20 protein-coding genes are annotated in these 18,453 nt (G+C 46.9%); 14 read left to right on the forward strand and 6 right to left on the reverse strand.

Annotation, left to right across the window (positions count from 1 at the left end; genetic code table 11):
- Positions 1-396 precede the first annotated feature (396 nt).
- A complete protein-coding gene (gene trmA / locus Q5L94_RS05935; protein WP_317497535.1) occupies positions 397-1,497 on the forward strand; it encodes a tRNA (uridine(54)-C5)-methyltransferase TrmA in 1,101 nt (366 codons plus the stop codon).
- On the opposite strand, the gene Q5L94_RS05940 is transcribed toward trmA, so the two are convergent.
- The 3 genes from Q5L94_RS05940 to efp form a co-directional block, all read right to left on the reverse strand.
- Positions 1,494-1,895 carry a MerC domain-containing protein gene (locus Q5L94_RS05940; protein WP_317497536.1) on the reverse strand — a complete coding sequence of 134 codons (402 nt, stop codon included), beginning with the start codon at positions 1,893-1,895 and terminating at the stop codon, positions 1,494-1,496. The genes trmA and Q5L94_RS05940 overlap by 4 nt on opposite strands.
- Positions 1,896-1,998: 103 nt before the next feature.
- Positions 1,999-2,976, reverse strand: a complete 978-nt coding sequence (gene epmA, locus Q5L94_RS05945; RefSeq protein WP_317497537.1) for an EF-P lysine aminoacylase EpmA — start codon at positions 2,974-2,976, stop codon at positions 1,999-2,001.
- Between the two features lie 6 nt (positions 2,977-2,982).
- Positions 2,983-3,552, reverse strand: a complete 570-nt coding sequence (gene efp, locus Q5L94_RS05950; protein WP_253618093.1) for an elongation factor P — start codon at positions 3,550-3,552, stop codon at positions 2,983-2,985.
- A gap of 108 nt (positions 3,553-3,660) precedes the next feature.
- Here efp and epmB point away from each other — a divergent pair, with 108 nt between their 5' ends.
- On the forward strand, positions 3,661-4,707 hold the full coding sequence (gene epmB, locus Q5L94_RS05955) for an EF-P beta-lysylation protein EpmB (protein ID WP_317497539.1): 1,047 nt from the start codon (positions 3,661-3,663) through the stop codon (positions 4,705-4,707).
- Positions 4,704-5,024: a primosomal replication protein PriC gene (gene priC / locus Q5L94_RS05960; RefSeq protein ID WP_011235504.1), complete on the forward strand. Its 321-nt coding sequence runs from the start codon at positions 4,704-4,706 to the stop codon at positions 5,022-5,024. The genes epmB and priC overlap by 4 nt, the downstream gene beginning before the upstream one ends.
- On the opposite strand, the gene Q5L94_RS05965 is transcribed toward priC, so the two are convergent.
- The 3 genes from Q5L94_RS05965 to Q5L94_RS05975 form a co-directional block, all read right to left on the reverse strand.
- Positions 5,005-5,511, reverse strand: coding sequence for a DUF3016 domain-containing protein (locus Q5L94_RS05965; protein WP_317497542.1), 507 nt, complete (start codon positions 5,509-5,511; stop codon positions 5,005-5,007). The genes priC and Q5L94_RS05965 overlap by 20 nt on opposite strands.
- A 123-nt stretch (positions 5,512-5,634) precedes the next feature.
- Entirely contained in the window at positions 5,635-7,281 is a 1,647-nt protein-coding gene (gene groL, locus Q5L94_RS05970; RefSeq protein ID WP_317497543.1) for a chaperonin GroEL, read from the reverse strand.
- Positions 7,282-7,338: 57 nt separating this feature from the next.
- The gene (locus tag Q5L94_RS05975; protein WP_011235507.1) at positions 7,339-7,629 is read right to left on the reverse strand and encodes a co-chaperone GroES; all 291 of its coding nucleotides are present in this window, start codon (positions 7,627-7,629) and stop codon (positions 7,339-7,341) included.
- A gap of 164 nt (positions 7,630-7,793) precedes the next feature.
- Between Q5L94_RS05975 and cutA the strand changes: the two genes are divergently transcribed.
- From cutA to purD, 11 genes are all read left to right on the forward strand, one after another.
- Positions 7,794-8,114 carry a divalent-cation tolerance protein CutA gene (gene cutA, locus Q5L94_RS05980; RefSeq protein WP_317497544.1) on the forward strand — a complete coding sequence of 107 codons (321 nt, stop codon included), beginning with the start codon at positions 7,794-7,796 and terminating at the stop codon, positions 8,112-8,114.
- Positions 8,111-9,823: a protein-disulfide reductase DsbD gene (locus tag Q5L94_RS05985; protein WP_317497545.1), complete on the forward strand. Its 1,713-nt coding sequence runs from the start codon at positions 8,111-8,113 to the stop codon at positions 9,821-9,823. Before cutA ends, Q5L94_RS05985 begins: the two co-directional genes overlap by 4 nt.
- A 144-nt stretch (positions 9,824-9,967) precedes the next feature.
- Positions 9,968-10,426, forward strand: a complete 459-nt coding sequence (aroQ, locus tag Q5L94_RS05990) for a type II 3-dehydroquinate dehydratase (protein WP_317497546.1) — start codon at positions 9,968-9,970, stop codon at positions 10,424-10,426.
- 14 nt (positions 10,427-10,440) lie between these two features.
- Positions 10,441-10,896, forward strand: coding sequence for an acetyl-CoA carboxylase biotin carboxyl carrier protein (accB, locus tag Q5L94_RS05995; protein ID WP_317497547.1), 456 nt, complete (start codon positions 10,441-10,443; stop codon positions 10,894-10,896).
- 20 nt (positions 10,897-10,916) lie between these two features.
- Positions 10,917-12,266, forward strand: a complete 1,350-nt coding sequence (gene accC, locus Q5L94_RS06000; RefSeq protein ID WP_317497548.1) for an acetyl-CoA carboxylase biotin carboxylase subunit — start codon at positions 10,917-10,919, stop codon at positions 12,264-12,266.
- A 3-nt stretch (positions 12,267-12,269) separates the two neighbouring features.
- Positions 12,270-13,151: a 50S ribosomal protein L11 methyltransferase gene (gene prmA, locus Q5L94_RS06005; RefSeq protein ID WP_317497549.1), complete on the forward strand. Its 882-nt coding sequence runs from the start codon at positions 12,270-12,272 to the stop codon at positions 13,149-13,151.
- A gap of 124 nt (positions 13,152-13,275) precedes the next feature.
- Entirely contained in the window at positions 13,276-14,247 is a 972-nt protein-coding gene (gene dusB / locus Q5L94_RS06010; protein ID WP_317497550.1) for a tRNA dihydrouridine synthase DusB, read from the forward strand.
- Between the two features lie 7 nt (positions 14,248-14,254).
- On the forward strand, positions 14,255-14,548 hold the full coding sequence (fis, locus tag Q5L94_RS06015) for a DNA-binding transcriptional regulator Fis (RefSeq protein WP_011235515.1): 294 nt from the start codon (positions 14,255-14,257) through the stop codon (positions 14,546-14,548).
- A 78-nt stretch (positions 14,549-14,626) separates the two neighbouring features.
- Positions 14,627-16,183, forward strand: coding sequence for a bifunctional phosphoribosylaminoimidazolecarboxamide formyltransferase/IMP cyclohydrolase (purH, locus tag Q5L94_RS06020; RefSeq protein ID WP_317497551.1), 1,557 nt, complete (start codon positions 14,627-14,629; stop codon positions 16,181-16,183).
- 86 nt (positions 16,184-16,269) lie between these two features.
- Positions 16,270-17,097, forward strand: coding sequence for a methyltransferase (locus tag Q5L94_RS06025; protein WP_317497552.1), 828 nt, complete (start codon positions 16,270-16,272; stop codon positions 17,095-17,097).
- Positions 17,098-17,115: 18 nt separating this feature from the next.
- Entirely contained in the window at positions 17,116-18,399 is a 1,284-nt protein-coding gene (gene purD / locus Q5L94_RS06030; RefSeq protein WP_317497553.1) for a phosphoribosylamine--glycine ligase, read from the forward strand.
- Positions 18,400-18,453 lie beyond the last annotated feature (54 nt).

Here is an 18,453-nt window from a genome sequence, read left to right on the forward strand (position 1 = left end):
ACAAATATTTCTGTTTGCTTAACTTCTGCAAGTGCCCACACAGTTTGCTTGGCTTGATATAATTGTTAAAGAGCGTTTCTCAGCAACCTTGGCTGCGAGAGGTGCGTATTCTACACACCGTGTGTTTTCCGTCAATACTTTTTTGAAAAAAGATTTTTTAGAAAACTTAGGTTTTCGGCGGCTTCGTTGCCTGCCTTGAACGTGGAGCGCATTTTAGAGATTTAACTCGTCCCGTCAAGCGCTTTTATCACCTTTCTAACTGTTTTTTTACTGACTGCGTAAAGTTTCAGCAAATGTGATCAGATCCAACATGAATAAAGGGCGTTGGCAGATAAAGGCATTGATGCGTAAAATAGAAGCCTGACTAATTACTGGCAAATATGGCGTAACCTTATAATGACTTACAAACGAATCGATACATCTGAATACCCACAACAACTCGCACAGAAGGCAGATCGGGTTAGAGAGATGTTTCGTCCATTTCACATTAATGATGTGGAAGTGTTTGAATCGCCTGCCAGTCATTACCGGATGCGTGCTGAGTTTCGGGTTTGGCACGAAGGTGACGACTTGTACTACATTATGTTTAACCCTGAAACGCGTGAAAAAATCCGCATGGATGAATTCATACCAGGGAGCCTGCTTATTAATGAACTAATGAAAGAGCTTATTAGTTTATTAAAGCCGAATGAGGTTTTACGTAGAAAACTGTTTCAAGTGGATTTCCTGACGACCACCACCGGCGAAGCCATTATCTCTTTACTCTACCATCGTCCTTTAGATGACCAATGGGAACAGGAAGCTATTCAACTTCGCGAGGCGCTGAGCGCTATAGCTAAGGTTGAAGTTATAGGAAGAGCTCGTAAGCAAAAACGCGTGTTATATAAAGAAAGCGTCATGGAAGAAGTTAAGGTTGATGGGAAAAGCTATCTGTCTCTACAAACCGAGAACAGTTTTACTCAGCCAAATGCCATTATTAATCAGCAAATGATCAGTTGGGCTAAACGTCACGCTGGCAAAAAGTCACATGACTTACTTGAGCTCTATTGCGGTAACGGCAATTTTACCTTACCGCTGGCTGAAAACTTTAACCGCGTTTTAGCTACAGAAATTAGCAAAAGTTCTGTAGCGGCAGCTCGCGAAAACGCAGAATTGAACAACATTGAAAATGTCACCGTTGTTCGTATGTCTGCCGAAGAGTTTAGCGCAGCATTAAGTGGTGAACTGGAATCTAAACGAGCGGCTGATGCCGACATTCACAGTTTTGATTGTAAAACCGTATTAGTTGATCCACCCAGAGCAGGCTTAGATGAAGACACACTGAAGCTGGTGTCTCAGTACCAAAGGATAATTTATATTTCCTGTAACCCAGACACTTTGACAGAGAACATTCATGATTTATCCAGTAGTCATAAAGTGACTGCAGCTGCAATGTTTGATCAGTTTCCCTATACAGACCACATTGAAACAGGCGTTGTTATGGAAAGGAAGAGTTAACCTTGAACGGGCTCTTCAGCAACTGGAGCAAAATTAAGCTTACGGTTTAGACGAAGATTCGAGACATGGGCATAAATAATAAGACCAGCACCAAATAAAATAATAACAGGTTCACCCCAGTGACCTAGAATATCGCGTTGGGAGTAAATAAATGCACCTAACAGCAATAATGACAACAGATGCCATTTACCGTGCTTCCGGGCACCGCTAACAAGAGATAGAAGTCCGATAACGACACTCAGGCCTAAAATAGCATTTTCCAGAAAATCTTCGCCGATAAAAGCGAGGCCGGCCATAGCTAACAACGGCAGAATCACAGGCAGCAATAAGCAATGAATCGCACACAGAGTGGTGACCCAAATTCCTGCTTTATCTAAATTTTTAGATGCTGCTGACATACTAGAAACTACCTTCTGCGCGAACCTAAGATGTAATATTATAACATACGAAAAAAATAACCAAGGGAGATCAGAAAAAAATTGTTTTTTCTGGTAATTCTAATTAAGCAGTTTGGATAGAAAAAGGCAGCACTTCGGTTATTGATTTCGCCCCACAGGCAATCATTAGCAGCCGATCGAAGCCTAGTGCTACGCCGGAACACGCGGGAAATCCTGACTCTAACGCCGCCAATAAGCGAGTATCTTCGGGTTGTGTGGGCAAATTAAGCTGTTTGCGTCGTTGGTTATCCTGGTCAAAACGCAGGCGTTGCTCTGCTGGATCCGCCAGTTCATTATAACCATTGGCCAATTCCACTCCCTGATAATAAAATTCGAACCGTCTGGAGACACGCGGATTATGCGGGTCAATTTTGGCCAGAGCAGCTTGCGATTTTGGAAACTCGGTGATGCAAACCGGTATCTCCGCAGGAAACTGCCCTTCTATTAATTCCGAAAAAGCGACTTGAAGAATGGTATTTTCGTCGGCTTCTTTGGACATCCAGTCCATTAAAGCGGGTTGTTCAATAAGCTGCTGCCTGATGCTTTCAACACCGGAGGCCGTCAAAGGGTCTTCGCCCAGATAATCAACAAAACACTGCTGGTAAGTGATGACTTTCGTTTCTGGAGCGTCACACATTTCAGTCAACAGTTCTGAAACTTCTGCAATTAATTGAATGTCGTTGTATCCCACCCGATACCACTCAAGTAAAGTAAATTCAGGGTTATGAAAACGTCCTATTTCGTCGTCGCGAACCACATGGCTCAATTGATAAATATCTTTTCCATAAGCTGCAAGAATTCGCTTCATTGCGTATTCGGGAGAAGTCTGCAAATAGAGTGTTCTATTTCCTGAAGTCAGCGGGTACTTGAATTCCGTGGTGAGATTATTCAGGTGGCAATCTGTTACTCCAAACTGAGACAACAAATGCGTATCGACTTCGGTGACCTTTCTTTCATAAAAAAACTGGCGGACTTGCCGCATGCAATCAGCGCGTTTAACAAGCACTGACCAATCTGCTGCTGGCCGCCAGTCGGTCGTCATATCTATTTACTTTTGAACGCGGGAAACGTATTCGCCCGAGCGAGTATCAACTTTGATCACTTCACCAATTTGTACGAATAACGGAACACGAACAACCGCGCCTGTACTCAGCGTGGCAGGTTTTCCACCAGTACCGGCGGTATCACCTTTAAGCCCGGGGTCAGTTTCAGTAATTTCCAATTCAACAAAGTTTGGCGGCTGCACATTAATCGGCTTCCCTTCCCATAGGGTCAGAGTACAAACATCCTGCTCGACTAACCATTTCTCAGCATCGGCAACAGCTTTAGCGTCTGCCGGAACTTGCTCAAAGGTTTCATTATTCATGAAGTGCCAGAACTCACCATCGTTATAAAGATAAGACAGTTCCAACTCAATAACATCAGCGCCTTCAACGGATTCGCCCGACTTGAAAGTTTTTTCGACAACTTTCCCGCTGATTAATTTGCGAATTTTAACTCGGTTAAAAGCCTGACCTTTACCGGGTTTAACCATTTCATTTTCAACGATCGAGCATGGCTCGCCGTCCTGCATGATTTTCAAACCACCTTTAAATTCACTCGTACTATAATTCGCCATAACAAGACTTTCCTTTGTAAATGCCTGATCATTTGCGCGCAATAATAAAACAAATAGCGACTTTTTTCAGGTAAAATATGGAGTATTTGCAGCAGTCGCGGAGGCGTAGTGTCTGAGCCAGCGTATCCTATCTCTATAAATGATCGTCCTGACTGGCAGTTCGAGCTGAAACAAGCCTATACCCAGCCAGAGGAACTGCTACGTGCACTCAAACTCGATCCCGCATTATTTAGTGACGATATCAAAGCTCGTAAGCTTTTTGCTATGCGAGTACCAAGGCCTTTTGTTGCACAAATGAAAGTACAGGACAGTAACGACCCATTATTACGTCAGGTTCTTCCTTTACACAACGAATTTGATTCGGCTCCCGGTTACAGCACCGACCCCCTGCAAGAGCAGAAAGGCCCCGTAAATGGACTTCTGCACAAGTATAAAAGCCGAGTATTGTTGATACTGCAAGGCGGCTGTGCGGTTAATTGTCGTTATTGCTTCCGGCGTCACTTTCCTTACGATGAATTAACCTTCAGTAAACGCCAGCTAACGGAGACACTGGAGTACATCCGGCAACACCCGGAAATTAATGAGGTGATTCTGAGCGGCGGCGACCCTCTGATGGCGAAGGACGAGCGGCTTAAGAGTTTAATTAACGAATTTGAATTATTGCCTCAACTCACCCGTTTACGTATTCATAGCCGGCTGCCAGTCGTGATACCCTCCCGCCTGACGCATAAGCTTAAAGAAGTGCTCAGCAACAGCCGCTTGCAAAGTGTTCTGGTGCTTCACGCGAATCATGCAAATGAGATTTCTCCTGAGTTAGCCGAAGCACTCGATGACTGGCACCAGGCGGGTATCCATTTACTGAACCAGAGCGTTTTACTTAGCGGAGTAAATGATAATTTAGCCGCGCTTACCGAGCTTAGTGAAACGTTATTTAGTGCCCGGGTTATGCCTTACTATTTGCATCAGCTGGACAAAGTTGAGGGCGCGAGCCATTTCGCGGTTAGCGACGAGAAAGCGCAAGCCTTGTGGCAAAAAATGACTCATGAATTACCTGGGTTTCTGGTTCCTCGTCTTGTTAGAGAGGAAGCTGGCGAGCTCAGTAAAACCGCTATCATGCCGGACGGCACTAATACATTAACAGAGGAAAAACTATGAGCGATAACCTGGAAAGTGTAGAAAGCAAACTGCAGGATCATCTTCAGCAACTGTATCGTCAAGTTATTGATGCAGACCAGTACCTTGATGACCTGCGTCAACAAGGCAAAGCCAAGTTCCAGGGCGTTTTCGCTGAGCAAACTGTCTTTGAAAGCACGGGTAACCGTTTTCAGCCCTACCTTAATGAAATTGCTGCCAACTTTGAAAAATGGCAGCAGGACAAAGAAAACGAGCAGCAGCTGCAGTTACTGGTACAACAATTACAGTTAATGACCGAAACTCTTGCTCGTCTTAAAGCTATTCGTCAGGCTGGCTAATAAGCGTTTCTTCAAACCAGTGAGTTAACATTTCTTCTTCAAAATATAAGTCGTTTCGACGCACCCGTGATGCCAGGCTGTCGTAATTGAATCTCATGTTTTTTACGTGAGCCTGGCCTTCTTTTATAGCCTCACCCGACTTATCAGCTAAGCGATAATCAAACTCCATTCGCGGGAAATCAATTTCCCGAACAATGCGCACGTAATTTGAGCTCGAACGCCCAAATGTCGGCTCCAGTCGACCGGTTAAATCAACATCCGTCACGGTAATTTCCAACTTCTGATCTTCCGGAAGCTTTGCCGCCAACTCCTGAAAATGCTCGGTCAGTTTATCCATGATCTTTTGTTCATAATCCTCTCTTGAACCGCTAGCTGGATGAATATCTGTGTAACTATCAACATCTTTCCAAGAAACCTCAGCCGTACCAGCTAATGCTGTAAAGCTAAAGGCTAATAAAGCCGTTCCTACTATACCTTGAACACGCATGCTATCTTCCTCCCATACAATCGCCAAGGATGTCATCTTGATGTTAGAACACAAATAATGAAAAAAATTCCATAAAAAAAGGGAGCCATCAAGGCTCCCTTCTTCAAAAGTGCGTTAGGAGGCTTACATCATGCCGCCCATACCGCCCATTCCACCCATGTCGCCGCCTGGCATACCGCCTGCGTTGTCATCTTGTGGAATATCAGCAATCATTGCTTCGGTCGTGATCATCAGTGCGCCAACAGATGCGGCGAACTGAAGCGCCGAACGGGTGACTTTGGTTGGATCCAGAATACCCATTTCCAGCATATCGCCGTAGGTGTCGTTACCAGCGTTGTAACCATAGTTACCTTCGCCACCACGAACATTGTTAGCAACCACTGACCCTTCAGCGCCAGCGTTCATTGCGATTTGACGCAACGGTGCTTCCATCGCACGCAGGGCTAAACGAATACCAACGTTCTGCTCTTCGTTATCACCACGCAGTTCTGCCAGTTGGCTTGCCGCGCGAACCAGAGCAACACCACCACCAGGCACCACGCCTTCTTCAACAGCTGCACGAGTTGCATGCAACGCATCTTCCACGCGTGCTTTTTTCTCTTTCATTTCCATTTCAGTAGCAGCGCCGACTTTAATTACCGCAACACCGCCAGCTAACTTAGCCAGACGCTCTTGCAGTTTTTCACGGTCGTAGTCAGACGTCGTGTCTTCCATCTGCTGCTTGATTTGGTTAACGCGACCGTCGATAGCGGTATCGTCGCCATTACCGCCAACAACAGTAGTATTGTCTTTAGTAATCACAACGCGCTTCGCTGTACCTAAGTCTTCCAGCTGAGTTTTTTCCAGCTCCATACCAATTTCTTCAGAAACCACAGTACCGCCAGTCAGAACAGCAATGTCCTGCAGCATCGCTTTACGACGGTCACCAAAGCCTGGTGCTTTAACCGCTGCAACTTTAACGATGCCACGCATGTTGTTCACAACCAGAGTTGCCAGCGCTTCGCCTTCAACGTCTTCAGCAATGATCAGCAGAGGTTTACCGGCTTTAGACACACCTTCTAATACCGGCAGTAACTCGCGGATATTAGAGATTTTCTTATCAATCAGAAGAATGAACGGGTTGTCTAATTCAACCGAACCGCTTTCCTGATTGTTAATGAAGTAAGGAGACAAGTAACCACGGTCGAACTGCATACCTTCAACAACGTCCAGCTCGTCAGTCAGTGCCTGACCTTCTTCAACGGTGATAACACCTTCCTGACCGACTTTGTCCATAGCCTGAGCAATGATTTCACCAATAGTGTGATCAGCGTTTGCAGAAATAGTCGCTACCTGAGCGATTGCTTTGCTGTCGGCACAAGGCTGAGAAATTTTCTTCAGCTCTTCAACTGCAGCGATAACCGCTTTGTCGATACCGCGTTTAAGATCCATTGGGTTCATGCCTGCGGCGACTGACTTCAAGCCTTCGTTAACAATAGCTTGAGCCAGAACGGTTGCAGTTGTTGTACCGTCACCTGCTTCGTCATTTGCTTTAGACGCGACTTCTTTAACCATCTGCGCGCCCATGTTCTCGAACTTGTCTTCCAGCTCGATTTCTTTCGCAACAGAAACACCGTCTTTAGTAATAACTGGCGAACCGAATGATTTGTCTAATACAACGTTGCGACCTTTTGGACCCAGAGTCACTTTTACTGAATCAGCAAGAATATTAACGCCTTTCAGCATTTGTTGACGCGCTGTGTTACCAAACTTGACTTCTTTAGCTGCCATTTTTGCTTTCCTCTTAAATTCGTTTAGTCGGTTGTGCTAGTAAGCGTTTCTGACGTCTTATTCTTCAACAGCCAGAATGTCGCTTTCGCTCATGATTAAGTACTCTTCACCGTCAATTTTCTCGGTTTTAACACCGTAACCTTCATTGAACAGCACTTTGTCACCAGCTTTTACATCTAGTGCACGTACCTCACCGTTATCCAGAATGCGGCCTTTGCCTACTGCTACGATTTCGCCGCGAGTAGATTTTTCTGCCGCAGAACCAGTCAGAACAATTCCGCCAGCCGATTTTGCTTCGACTTCGGTGCGTTTAATAATGACTCGATCGTGTAAAGGACGAAGTTTCATTGTTGATAACTCCTCAACCTATTGTTGTTAGTGGTTAATACCCCTAAGGGGCGTGTAAAAATCATCGTGCTCATTAAATGGGGGAGGAATTTTTGTTATCAAGGGGGAAGCACAAAAATTTTTATGCTAATTTGCAAAACTGACAGGCGCTATAGGGAGGTTTTATGACACAGCAACCACAATTAATTTTATGTACCACAGACAGTCAGGACTCGGCTAAACAACTGGCTCGTTCTTTGCTCGAAAAAAAACTCGTGGCCTGCGTCAATATAGTGCCGAATATAACCTCCATGTATTCGTGGCAGGACGAATTGTATGAAGACCAGGAATGGCTTTTGCTGATAAAATCGACTGCGGAACGTTTCAGTGACATAAAAAGTACCATCAGTGCGATTCACCCTTACGATTCCCCAGAATTAATAAGCATCAATATTGAAGATGGCTTACCCGATTATCTGACGTGGATACAGGACTCAGTTAAATGATACAAAGATTCATCACATGTCTCGCAGCCTTAACCCTGGTTTTTGCCGTCGTTGCGCCAGCACATAGTGTGCAGTCGAATCCATTTCAGCAGAACAATCAGTTTTTGTCGGTAGATCAGGCTTTCGATTTCGACAGCGAAGTTAACGGCAACAGAGTGACTGTCAGTTGGGTTGTCGCTCCCGAGTACTATTTGTATCAACACCGTTTTAAGGTGGTTCCCGAAAATGCGTTAGCAGCAGAACCTGAACTCCCGCAAGGCGAGTCTCACAGCGATGAGTTTTTTGGTGAATCGATTGTGTATCGCGACTACGTTGAGTGGTCTTTTACACTTAATCCGGACTTTTCCGGCAACACCATTACCGTTCAGTATCAGGGCTGTGCAGATGCGGGTTTATGTTACCCGCCCACTGAAAAGCAGATCAAACTCTCCAGTATTAGTGAGACTGGCTCAGGCTCCACCACCGCACCGCCAAACACCGACAGCAGCCTGTTCGGTATAGGTGAACAACATTTAATCATTACATTGTTACTCTTTTTTGCTTTGGGTATTGGTTTAGCTTTTACCCCCTGCGTGTTTCCTATGTACCCCATTTTATCCGGCGTTGTGCTGGGCAACCGTGAACGTAACTGGAAAAACACACTTTGGCTTTCCTTTATATACGTTCAGGGTATGGCCATTACCTATTCTTTATTAGGTCTGGTTGTGGCGTCGGCGGGTATGCAGTATCAGGCTTATTTTCAGCATCCGGTGGTGTTAATTGTTCTGGCTGTATTGTTCGCCCTTTTTGCTTTAAGTATGTTCGGGGCTTATACGCTACAACTTCCTATTAGCTGGCAGTCGAAACTGCAAAGCTTTAGCGGCCAACAAAGCGGTGGCAATGTCGTTGGCGTCTTTACTATCGGCGCTATTTCCGGCCTGGTCGCATCGCCGTGTACCACAGCCCCCTTATCAGGAGCGTTACTCTTTATTGCGCAATCGGGCGATATGGTAAGCGGCGCCGCTATTCTTTACGCATTAAGCCTGGGGATGGGCGTGCCGCTTATTTTATTCGGCTTAAGTGGCGGCAAGCTTCTGCCCAAAGCCGGCGCGTGGATGAACGTGGTTAAGCAGTTCTTCGGTTGGCTGTTATTGGCGGTTACCTTATTCTTAATTGAGCGCCTTATTCCGACCAGTATCAGCATGTGGCTATGGATTTTTTACTTTATTCTTGCCGCCGTATCTCTGGCTGTTTCGATAAGCCAGCCGCTTCGCATCACCACAAAAGTTATCACTATTGTACTTCTGGCAGCGGCGGCTACCACAGGAAGTTACTGGCAGGTGAATAAAGCGCAATTGGAACAAAAAAGTCACGGCCTTTTTACTGTTGTTAGTAATGTAAGCGACGTACAGCAACAAATAGCAGAGAGTGACCGCTGGGTAATGCTAGACCTTTATGCTGACTGGTGCGTGGCCTGCAAAGAATTCGATCAGTACACCTTTTCAAATGAACAGGTTCAGGCGCAGTTTCAGGAGTTTAAACTCATTCAGGCCGATGTTACCCGCAATAATGCGCAAGACGTAGAAGTTCTGAGTCGCTACAAGGTGCTGGGCCTGCCCACTATTCTGTTCTTTGACCCGGAAGGCAACGAACGCCCTGAATACCGGGTTACTGGTTATATGAACGCTGAAGATTTCAAAAAGCATCTGGAAAAGATAGTTTCCGAGTAAACTTGTGCCTAAATGCGCTGATAAGACCAGTAAAGTGCTGCAATCTTGCTTTTTTTCCCTATAATACTGTTGTTATAGGAACCCAAACTGAAAGTTGTGGTCACTTTTAATAGTTTTCGTAACTTCACAGCAAATGGCGGCACAATGGCAGAACGTTTTAAAATATTAGTGCTCAATGGCCCGAATCTCAATTTACTGGGGCAGCGTGAACCAGAGCTTTATGGTAAGCAAAGCCTAGATGATATCGCTGATTCGCTGGGGGTCATTGCTAAACAACACGCAACAGCATTAGATTTCCGTCAGTCCAATGCTGAACACCAGTTAATTGACTGGATTCAGCAAGCCGCCAAAGACTCTGTCGATTATATTGTGATTAACCCGGCAGCCTACGCACACACCAGTGTGGCCTTACGCGATGCGTTATTGGCTGTGAAAATCCCTTTCATTGAAGTACACCTTTCTAATATTTATCGCCGTGAGAGCTTCCGCCACCATTCGTATTTAGCGGACGTGGCCGACGGCGTTATCTGCGGGCTTGGCGCCCGTGGTTATGAATACGCTTTACAAGCAGCTTTAACTACATTGAACAACACAGATAACTAAAGGTAGACGTTAGCATGGATATCCGAAAAATTAAGAAACTGATCGAGCTCGTTGAAGAATCTGGCGTAGCAGAACTGGAAATTACTGAGGGCGAAGAGTCAGTTCGGATTAATCGTTACAGTGCGCAGCCTGCACCTATGCAATACGCGCCACAACCGCAGCAAGCGCCTCAACAAGCCCCACAATCTGCTCCGGCAAACCAACCGGCGGCTGAACCAGCCAGTGAAGAAATTAGCGGCCACGTTGTTCGCTCGCCTATGGTCGGAACCTTCTACGAAGCGCCATCGCCTGATGCAAAACCTTTCGTTACTGTTGGCTCGCGCGTTAATGCCGGCGAAACACTGTGCATTATTGAAGCCATGAAAATGATGAACCAGATTGAAGCAGACAAATCCGGTGTCGTTAAACAGATTTTAGTAGATAACGAAGAGCCGGTTGAATTTGATCAACCACTGTTTATCATCGAATAAAGTAACCGCAGGTATTTGTCATGTTAGATAAAGTGGTCATTGCCAACCGTGGCGAAATTGCACTGCGCATACTGCGAGCCTGTAAAGAGCTCGGCATTAAAACAGTGGCAGTTCATTCAACGGTTGATAGAAACCTTAAACACGTTTTACTTGCAGACGAAGCAATTTGCATAGGTAAAGCGCCAGCGAACGAGAGCTACCTGAACATTCCCCGTATTATCAGCGCGGCTGAAATTACGGATGCAGCAGCTATTCACCCGGGTTACGGCTTTCTGGCCGAAAACGCCGATTTTGCTGAGCAAGTTGAGCAGTCTGGCTTCATTTTTGTCGGACCAACACCGGATCTTATCCGTCTTATGGGCGACAAAGTGTCAGCTATAAAAGCAATGAAGAAAACCGGTGTTCCTTGCGTGCCGGGGTCAGATGGCCCTCTGGATGACGACGACGAGCGTAATAAGAAACTTGCCAAGCGCATTGGTTACCCAATTATCATTAAAGCAGCAGGCGGCGGTGGTGGCCGTGGTATGCGGGTTGTACGCGAGGAGAGCGAATTACTCAGCTCTATCACTATGACTCAGAACGAAGCTCGCGCAGCCTTCGGCAACCCTGTTGTTTATATGGAAAAATTCCTTGAAAACCCTCGCCATGTGGAAATTCAGGTTCTGGCCGATGGACAAGGCAATGCCATTCATTTAGGTGAACGTGACTGCTCGATGCAGCGCCGTCACCAGAAAGTGGTTGAAGAGGCACCTGCGCCGGGTATTACCCCTGAGATGCGCAAATTTATTGGTGAACGTTGTGCAAAAGCTTGTGTAGAGCTGGGCTACCGCGGTGCTGGTACATTTGAGTTCTTGTACGAAAATGGCGAATTCTACTTCATAGAAATGAACACCCGTATTCAGGTTGAGCATCCGGTTACGGAAATGGTCACAGGTATCGACTTGATTAAAGAGCAGCTGCGCATTGCAGCCGGTCGTCAGCTTTCGGTCAGCCAGGAAGACGTTGTCATTCGTGGTCATGCAATTGAATGCCGGATTAACGCCGAAGACCCGGACACTTTTACACCTTCGCCGGGCACTATTACCCGTTTCCACTCTCCTGGTGGCTTTGGTGTACGTTGGGACTCACACGTTTATGCAGATTACAAAGTACCGCCTAACTATGACTCAATGATAGGTAAGCTGATTACTTATGGCGAAAACCGTGATATTGCTATTGCCCGTATGCGTAATGCCTTAAATGAGTTGATCATCGAAGACATTAAAACCAATATTCCTCTGCAAAAGTCGATTATGGCAGATGAAAACTTCCAGCACGGTGGCACCAATATTCACTACCTTGAGAAAAAACTCGGCATAGGCGGGCATTAATTAATGCCCTGGATACAACTCACACTTTCCTGTAGTGAAGAGCATGCGCCCCAAGTAGGTGACATGCTCATGGCAAACGGCGCTCAGGCGGTAACTTACCGCGACGGCGCCGACACGCCCATTTTTGAGCCTCGCCCCGGCGACGTTATATTGTGGGAACACACTCTGGCCACCGGCTTATTTGATGCCGACGCGGACATCAAAGCCACTATTGCTAACCTGAAACAGTCCAACATTTTCGGCAGCGACTTGCAGTACAAAGTCGATGCACTGGAAGACAAAGACTGGGAACGCGAATGGATGGATAATTTTCATCCGATTCAGTTTGGCGAGAACTTATGGATTTGCCCCAGCTGGCGGGAGATACCAAAACCTGAAGCGGTTAATATTTTGCTCGACCCCGGCATGGCTTTTGGTACCGGAACACACCCAACAACCGCTATGTGTCTGCGCTGGATAGACGCCAACCCACCAACCGGAAAAACCGTGGTGGATTTCGGTTGTGGTTCAGGGATATTAGGCATTGCCGCGTTATTGTTTGACGCTGAGCACGTTGTTGGCATTGATATTGACCAACAAGCGCTGATTGCGACGAAAGATAACGCTAAGCGTAATAAGGTGGGGGATAAATTTAGCCTTTATCTGCCCAGCCAGCAACCTGAAACGCAGGTTGACCTGGTGCTAGCCAATGTCCTTGCCGGCCCTTTACGAGAACTCGCTGATACCATACTGGCTTTTGTCGCCCCCGGAGGACAACTGATTTTATCCGGTATACTGGAACGGCAAATAGAGGGGGTTATTGAGGCTTACCAACCGCACATTCAATTCGATACCCCGACTATAGACGGCGACTGGGCAATGCTCAGTGGCACTCGTATTGCTTAACAAGCGTACGCTTTGTCAATAGTGAAAAATGAAAAAAAGACTCAAATTGCGTAATAAATAGCCTTTTCTTTATTGCGCAAATTCCCTAAAATTCCTCACCCTTTCGCTGAGTAGTTTTTAACCGATGCGGATTGGTCCATATCAACTCGACAATCAGGTCATATTAGCTCCCATGGCTGGAGTTACTGATCAGCCGTTCCGTCAGCTGTGTTACAGCACGGGGGCTGGGCTTACAGTATCAGAGATGCTGTCCAGTAACCCCAAAGTATGGCAGACCGATAAATCCAGGCAACGCATGGATCATTCGGGAGAGCTAGGCATTCGTGCTGTGCAGATAGCGGGCTCCGAACCGGCGTTAATGGCTGAGGCTGCGCGCGTGAATGTGAGCATGGGTGCGCAGATTATTGACGTTAATATGGGCTGCCCGGCGAAAAAGGTAAACAAGAAAATGGCTGGCTCGGCGCTTATGCAGCACCCCGAGTTAGTAGAAAAGATATTAACAGCTGTGGTTGCAGCTGTTGACGTTCCGGTAACGCTGAAAACCAGAACTGGTTGGGATCCTGAACACAGAAACGGTATTGATATAGCGCAGCTGGCAGAACGTTGCGGTATTCAGTCTCTTGCCATTCATGGTCGTACTCGTGCCTGTATGTACAAAGGCATTGCCGAATACGACACCATAAAGGCAATTAAGAGCGCCGTTTCTATCCCGGTAGTGGCTAACGGCGATATCCGTACACCATTGCAGGCTCAACAGGTTTTAAAGCACACCGGGGCCGACGCCATTATGATTGGTCGCGGCGCGCAGGGTAACCCCTGGCTGTTTCGGGAAATTGCTCATTTTCTTGAAACAGGACAGGAGCTAAGCCCGCCGTCCTTAACCGAAGTGGCTGAGACCGTTATTCATCACGTTGGCAAACTGCACGAATTTTACGGCAGTTACCAGGGTGTCAGAATCGCCCGGAAACACGTTGGTTGGTATTTAAAAGAAAAAGCCAGCAATGATGAATTCAGGCAAACATTTAATCGTCTTGAGGATGCCAGCAAGCAACTTAAGGCACTTGAAGATTATTTTGTCACTGTAGAGAAGAGATAAGCGCATTATGTTTGATCAAAACCCTAGTCGTGAGAACGTATCTCCCCTAACCACTATCGGCAATAACGCACAGCCAAAGCCACTGCGTGATTCCGTAAAACAAGCATTGAACAGTTTTCTGCGTCAGCTTGATGGTCAGGATCCTGAAGAACTTTACGAGTTAGTGCTATCTGAAGTAGAAGCACCGTTACTTGAAGAAGTCATGACTTACACCCGGGGTAATCAAACCCGCGCCGCAACCATGTTAGGCATTAACCGCGGCACTTTACGCAAGAAGCTGAAAAAATACGGCATGAATTAAGACGTTTTTTGGGCGCCTTTTGGCGCCCTTTTTTTATTAACCTTCCCGTAAGTTAACTCAGTATAGAAAGGCAAAACAATGGAAACCCGTCCAATCCAACGCGCTTTAATCAGTGTTTCTGATAAAACCGGTATTGTTGAATTCGCTCAAGCTTTGGCTAAAAAGAACATTGAAATTCTCTCTACAGGCGGTACAGCCAAACTGCTTCGTGACTCAGGCATTGCCGTTATTGATGTCTCTGAACATACCGGCCAGGAAGAGATTATGGGCGGACGGGTAAAGACACTGCACCCTAAGGTTCATGGTGGTATTTTAGGCCGCCGCGACGTCGACCAAAATGTTATGCAGGAGCAAAATATTGCGCCTATCGATATGGTTGTAGTGAACCTGTACCCCTTCGCTGAAACGGTTGCTAAAGAAGGCTGTTCTCTCGAAGACGCTATTGAGAATATCGATATTGGCGGTCCGACTATGGTTCGTGCGGCTGCTAAAAACCACAAAGACGTGACCATTGTTGTCAATGCCAACGACTACCAACGCGTGCTTGCTGAACTTGAAGAGCAGGGTGGCGTCAGTCACAGCACTCGGTTTGATCTGGCGGTTGCGGCATTCGAACACACAGCTCAGTACGACGGCATGATTGCCAACTACCTTGGTAAGCAGCTTAGCGAAAACGACTTTGCGCGTACGTTGAACCTGCAGGTATCGAAAAAGCAGGACTTACGCTACGGCGAAAACTCGCATCAGTCGGCGGCATTTTATACTGAGCGCAATGCACCAAAAGGGACCGTTTCCAGCGCCACTCAAATTCAGGGCAAGGCGTTGTCTTTTAACAATATTGCCGACACAGACGCGGCACTTGAGTGCGTAAAGAGCTTTGTTGAACCAGCGTGCGTTATTGTTAAACACGCAAACCCTTGCGGTGTTGCAATAGGTGAATCTATTACCGACGCATATGACCGCGCCTTTAAAACCGACCCAACCTCCGCATTTGGTGGCATTATTGCTTTTAACCGCGAGCTGGATGAAGCAACCGCAACCGCTATTGTTGAGCGTCAGTTTGTGGAAGTTATTATCGCTCCAAGCGTCAGTGAAAGCGCCAAGGCAGCTGTTGCCGGCAAAAAGAACGTTCGCTTACTGGAATGTGGTGAGTGGTCGGACTCTGTTGAACAACTGGACTACAAGCGCGTCAACGGCGGCTTACTGGTACAAAACACCGATAACCAGGATTTCATTCAGGACAACCTGAAAGTCGTCACCGAAAAACAGCCAACCGAAGCCCAAATGACCGACTTATTGTTCTGCTGGAAAGTCGCTAAGTTTGTTAAGTCTAATGCCATTGTTTATGCCAAAGACGGCATGACCATAGGTGTTGGTGCAGGCCAGATGAGCCGGGTTTACAGTGCCAAAATTGCAGGAATTAAAGCCGCGGACGAGAACCTCAGCGTACCGGGTTCGGTCATGGCGTCGGATGCTTTCTTTCCGTTCCGCGATGGCATTGACGCCGCAGCTGAAGCAGGTATAACCGCTATTATTCAGCCAGGCGGTTCTATCCGCGACGAAGAGATCATTGCTGCTGCCAATGAACACGGTATTGCGATGGTCTTTACCGGCATGAGACATTTCCGTCACTAAGCACCTTTGCTGATAATTGCAGCATTGCGTCAGTAACGTTTGGGGGCTAGTCTTATAGGCTAGTTCTCAACTCTACAGGTGATAGTATGAAAAAAATAATAACTTCTGTTTCCGCCATTGCACTAGCAAGCGTCCTTGGCGCCTGTTCGCCGGCTCCTGAAGCCGACTCTTTGCAAGCCGCTGTTGACCATGAATCACGTACTGACAAGTATCAGGCTCGTGACGAATTTCGTCATCCCAAAGAAACTTTAGAGTTCTTTGAATTAGAGCCAAGCATGACGGTCGTCGAAATTTGGCCGGGCGGCGGTTGGTACACTGAAATACTGGCACCTTACCTTGCCGACGAGGGGCAGCTATACGCAGCTCACTTCCCGGAAAATTCAGACAGTGACTATTACCAGCGTTCACTGGAAAACTTTAAAGAAAAACTCACCACGAACCCGATTTACGGGAACGTCGAATTAACCGAATTCTCGCCAGGTGAAGATACCGATATAGCGCCACCCAGAAGTGCGGATCGTATATTAACCTTCCGTAACCTGCATAACTGGTACATGCAGGAAGGTGAAGAAGGCGTGCTGCAAGCTTTCCGTCATTTTCATCAAACATTAAAGCCTAACGGCATGCTGGGTATCGTTGATCACCGCTTGCCCGAGTCAGCAGATGCAGAAGCTTTTAAAGACTCAGGTTATGTGAAAGAAAGCTGGGTTATAGACTTAGCCGAACAAGCCGGTTTTGAGTTTGTCGCCAGCAGTGAAATTAACGCAAACCCGAAAGATACAGCCGATCACTCTAAAGGCGTCTGGACTTTACCGCCAACCCTTGCTCTGGGTGATGAAGACAAAGAAATATATGAAGCCATTGGTGAAAGTGATCGCTTCACTTTAAAATTTCAAAAACCCGTTACAGACTAACAGGATACAACTAACCTTATGAAAGTATTGGTCGTTGGCGGCGGAGGCCGTGAACACGCTCTGGCGTGGAAAGCAGCACAATCAAACCAAGTTGACTGTGTTTATGTTGCACCCGGTAATGCAGGTACAGAGCGTGAGCCAAACCTGACAAATGTTGCCATTGGTGCCGAAGATATCGACGGTCTTCTTAACTTTGCCAAAAAGGAAGGTATAGAGCTGACTATCGTCGGGCCGGAAGCGCCATTAGTTGCCGGTATTGTGGACCGCTTTAACGAAGCCGGACTCGCGGCCTTTGGCCCAACGGCAAAGGCCGCGCAGTTAGAGGGCTCTAAAGCCTTCAGTAAGGACTTTTTACAGCGTCACAACATACCCACCGCCGACTACCAAAACTTTACCGAGGTTGAGCCCGCTAAAGCTTATGTCGCTGAAAAAGGTCTTCCTATTGTCATTAAGGCAGACGGACTGGCCGCTGGCAAAGGCGTTATTATTGCCGAAAGTCAGGAACAAGCAGATGCCGCTATTGACGACATGCTGGCCGGTAACCGTTTTGGCGATGCCGGTCACCGCGTGGTTATCGAAGAATTTTTACGTGGCGAAGAAGCGTCTTTCATTGTTATGGTTGACGGTAAACATGCCATACCTTTTGCCTCAAGCCAGGACCATAAGGCTCGCGACAACGGTGACAACGGTCCAAATACTGGTGGTATGGGCGCTTACTCGCCGGCTCCAGTGGTTTCTCCTGCCATCCACGACTGGGTTATGCGTCATGTTATTAAGCCCACAGTAGACGGAATGGCTGCAGAAGGTGCGCCTTATAAAGGCTTTCTGTACGCAGGCTTAATGATAGCCGAAGACGGCACCTCCAAAGTACTGGAGTACAACTGTCGCTTTGGTGACCCGGAAACTCAGCCCATTATGATGCGTCTGAAGTCTGACCTGGTAGAACTTTGCCAGCAGGCAATTGATGGTAAGCTCAACCAAGCGCCTATCGACTTCGACGAGCGCGCCGCAGTTGGCGTGGTTATGGCCGCGGGTGGATACCCTGAAAGCTATGCAAAAGGTGACGTCATTCACGGTTTGCCGGATCACGCACCTGAGAACCAGAAAGTATTCCACGCCGGGACTAAAATGGATAATGGTGAAGTGGTTACCAGTGGTGGTCGAGTTTTGTGTTGTACGGCTTTGGGTGACACTGTTACAGAAGCACAAAAACTCGCGTATCAACTGGTTGATCAAGTAAGCTGGAATAACGTCTATTACCGTACCGATATTGCTCACCGCGCTATAAAGCGCGAGGGCTAAATACTTACCTCCTGTCATAGCACTGTCATAAAATAAAACTAAGCTTTTATGTCG

Origin of the sequence: Idiomarina sp. Sol25 (genome assembly GCF_033052775.1) — a bacterium.
GTDB lineage: Bacteria > Pseudomonadota > Gammaproteobacteria > Enterobacterales > Alteromonadaceae > Idiomarina.

Coding starts and splice junctions, on each gene's coding strand:
- prmA (WP_317497549.1), top strand. CDS start 12,270: ATGCCCTGGATACAACTCACACTTTCCTGTAGTGAAGAGCATGCGCCC.
- Q5L94_RS06025 (WP_317497552.1), top strand. CDS start 16,270: ATGAAAAAAATAATAACTTCTGTTTCCGCCATTGCACTAGCAAGCGTC.
- Q5L94_RS05965 (WP_317497542.1), bottom strand. CDS start 5,511: ATGCGTGTTCAAGGTATAGTAGGAACGGCTTTATTAGCCTTTAGCTTT.
- purD (WP_317497553.1), top strand. CDS start 17,116: ATGAAAGTATTGGTCGTTGGCGGCGGAGGCCGTGAACACGCTCTGGCG.
- trmA (WP_317497535.1), top strand. CDS start 397: ATGACTTACAAACGAATCGATACATCTGAATACCCACAACAACTCGCA.
- dusB (WP_317497550.1), top strand. CDS start 13,276: ATGCGGATTGGTCCATATCAACTCGACAATCAGGTCATATTAGCTCCC.
- accB (WP_317497547.1), top strand. CDS start 10,441: ATGGATATCCGAAAAATTAAGAAACTGATCGAGCTCGTTGAAGAATCT.
- fis (WP_011235515.1), top strand. CDS start 14,255: ATGTTTGATCAAAACCCTAGTCGTGAGAACGTATCTCCCCTAACCACT.
- efp (WP_253618093.1), bottom strand. CDS start 3,552: ATGGCGAATTATAGTACGAGTGAATTTAAAGGTGGTTTGAAAATCATG.
- aroQ (WP_317497546.1), top strand. CDS start 9,968: ATGGCAGAACGTTTTAAAATATTAGTGCTCAATGGCCCGAATCTCAAT.
- Q5L94_RS05975 (WP_011235507.1), bottom strand. CDS start 7,629: ATGAAACTTCGTCCTTTACACGATCGAGTCATTATTAAACGCACCGAA.
- Q5L94_RS05940 (WP_317497536.1), bottom strand. CDS start 1,895: ATGTCAGCAGCATCTAAAAATTTAGATAAAGCAGGAATTTGGGTCACC.
- cutA (WP_317497544.1), top strand. CDS start 7,794: ATGACACAGCAACCACAATTAATTTTATGTACCACAGACAGTCAGGAC.
- epmA (WP_317497537.1), bottom strand. CDS start 2,976: ATGACGACCGACTGGCGGCCAGCAGCAGATTGGTCAGTGCTTGTTAAA.
- groL (WP_317497543.1), bottom strand. CDS start 7,281: ATGGCAGCTAAAGAAGTCAAGTTTGGTAACACAGCGCGTCAACAAATG.
- Q5L94_RS05985 (WP_317497545.1), top strand. CDS start 8,111: ATGATACAAAGATTCATCACATGTCTCGCAGCCTTAACCCTGGTTTTT.
- priC (WP_011235504.1), top strand. CDS start 4,704: ATGAGCGATAACCTGGAAAGTGTAGAAAGCAAACTGCAGGATCATCTT.
- accC (WP_317497548.1), top strand. CDS start 10,917: ATGTTAGATAAAGTGGTCATTGCCAACCGTGGCGAAATTGCACTGCGC.
- purH (WP_317497551.1), top strand. CDS start 14,627: ATGGAAACCCGTCCAATCCAACGCGCTTTAATCAGTGTTTCTGATAAA.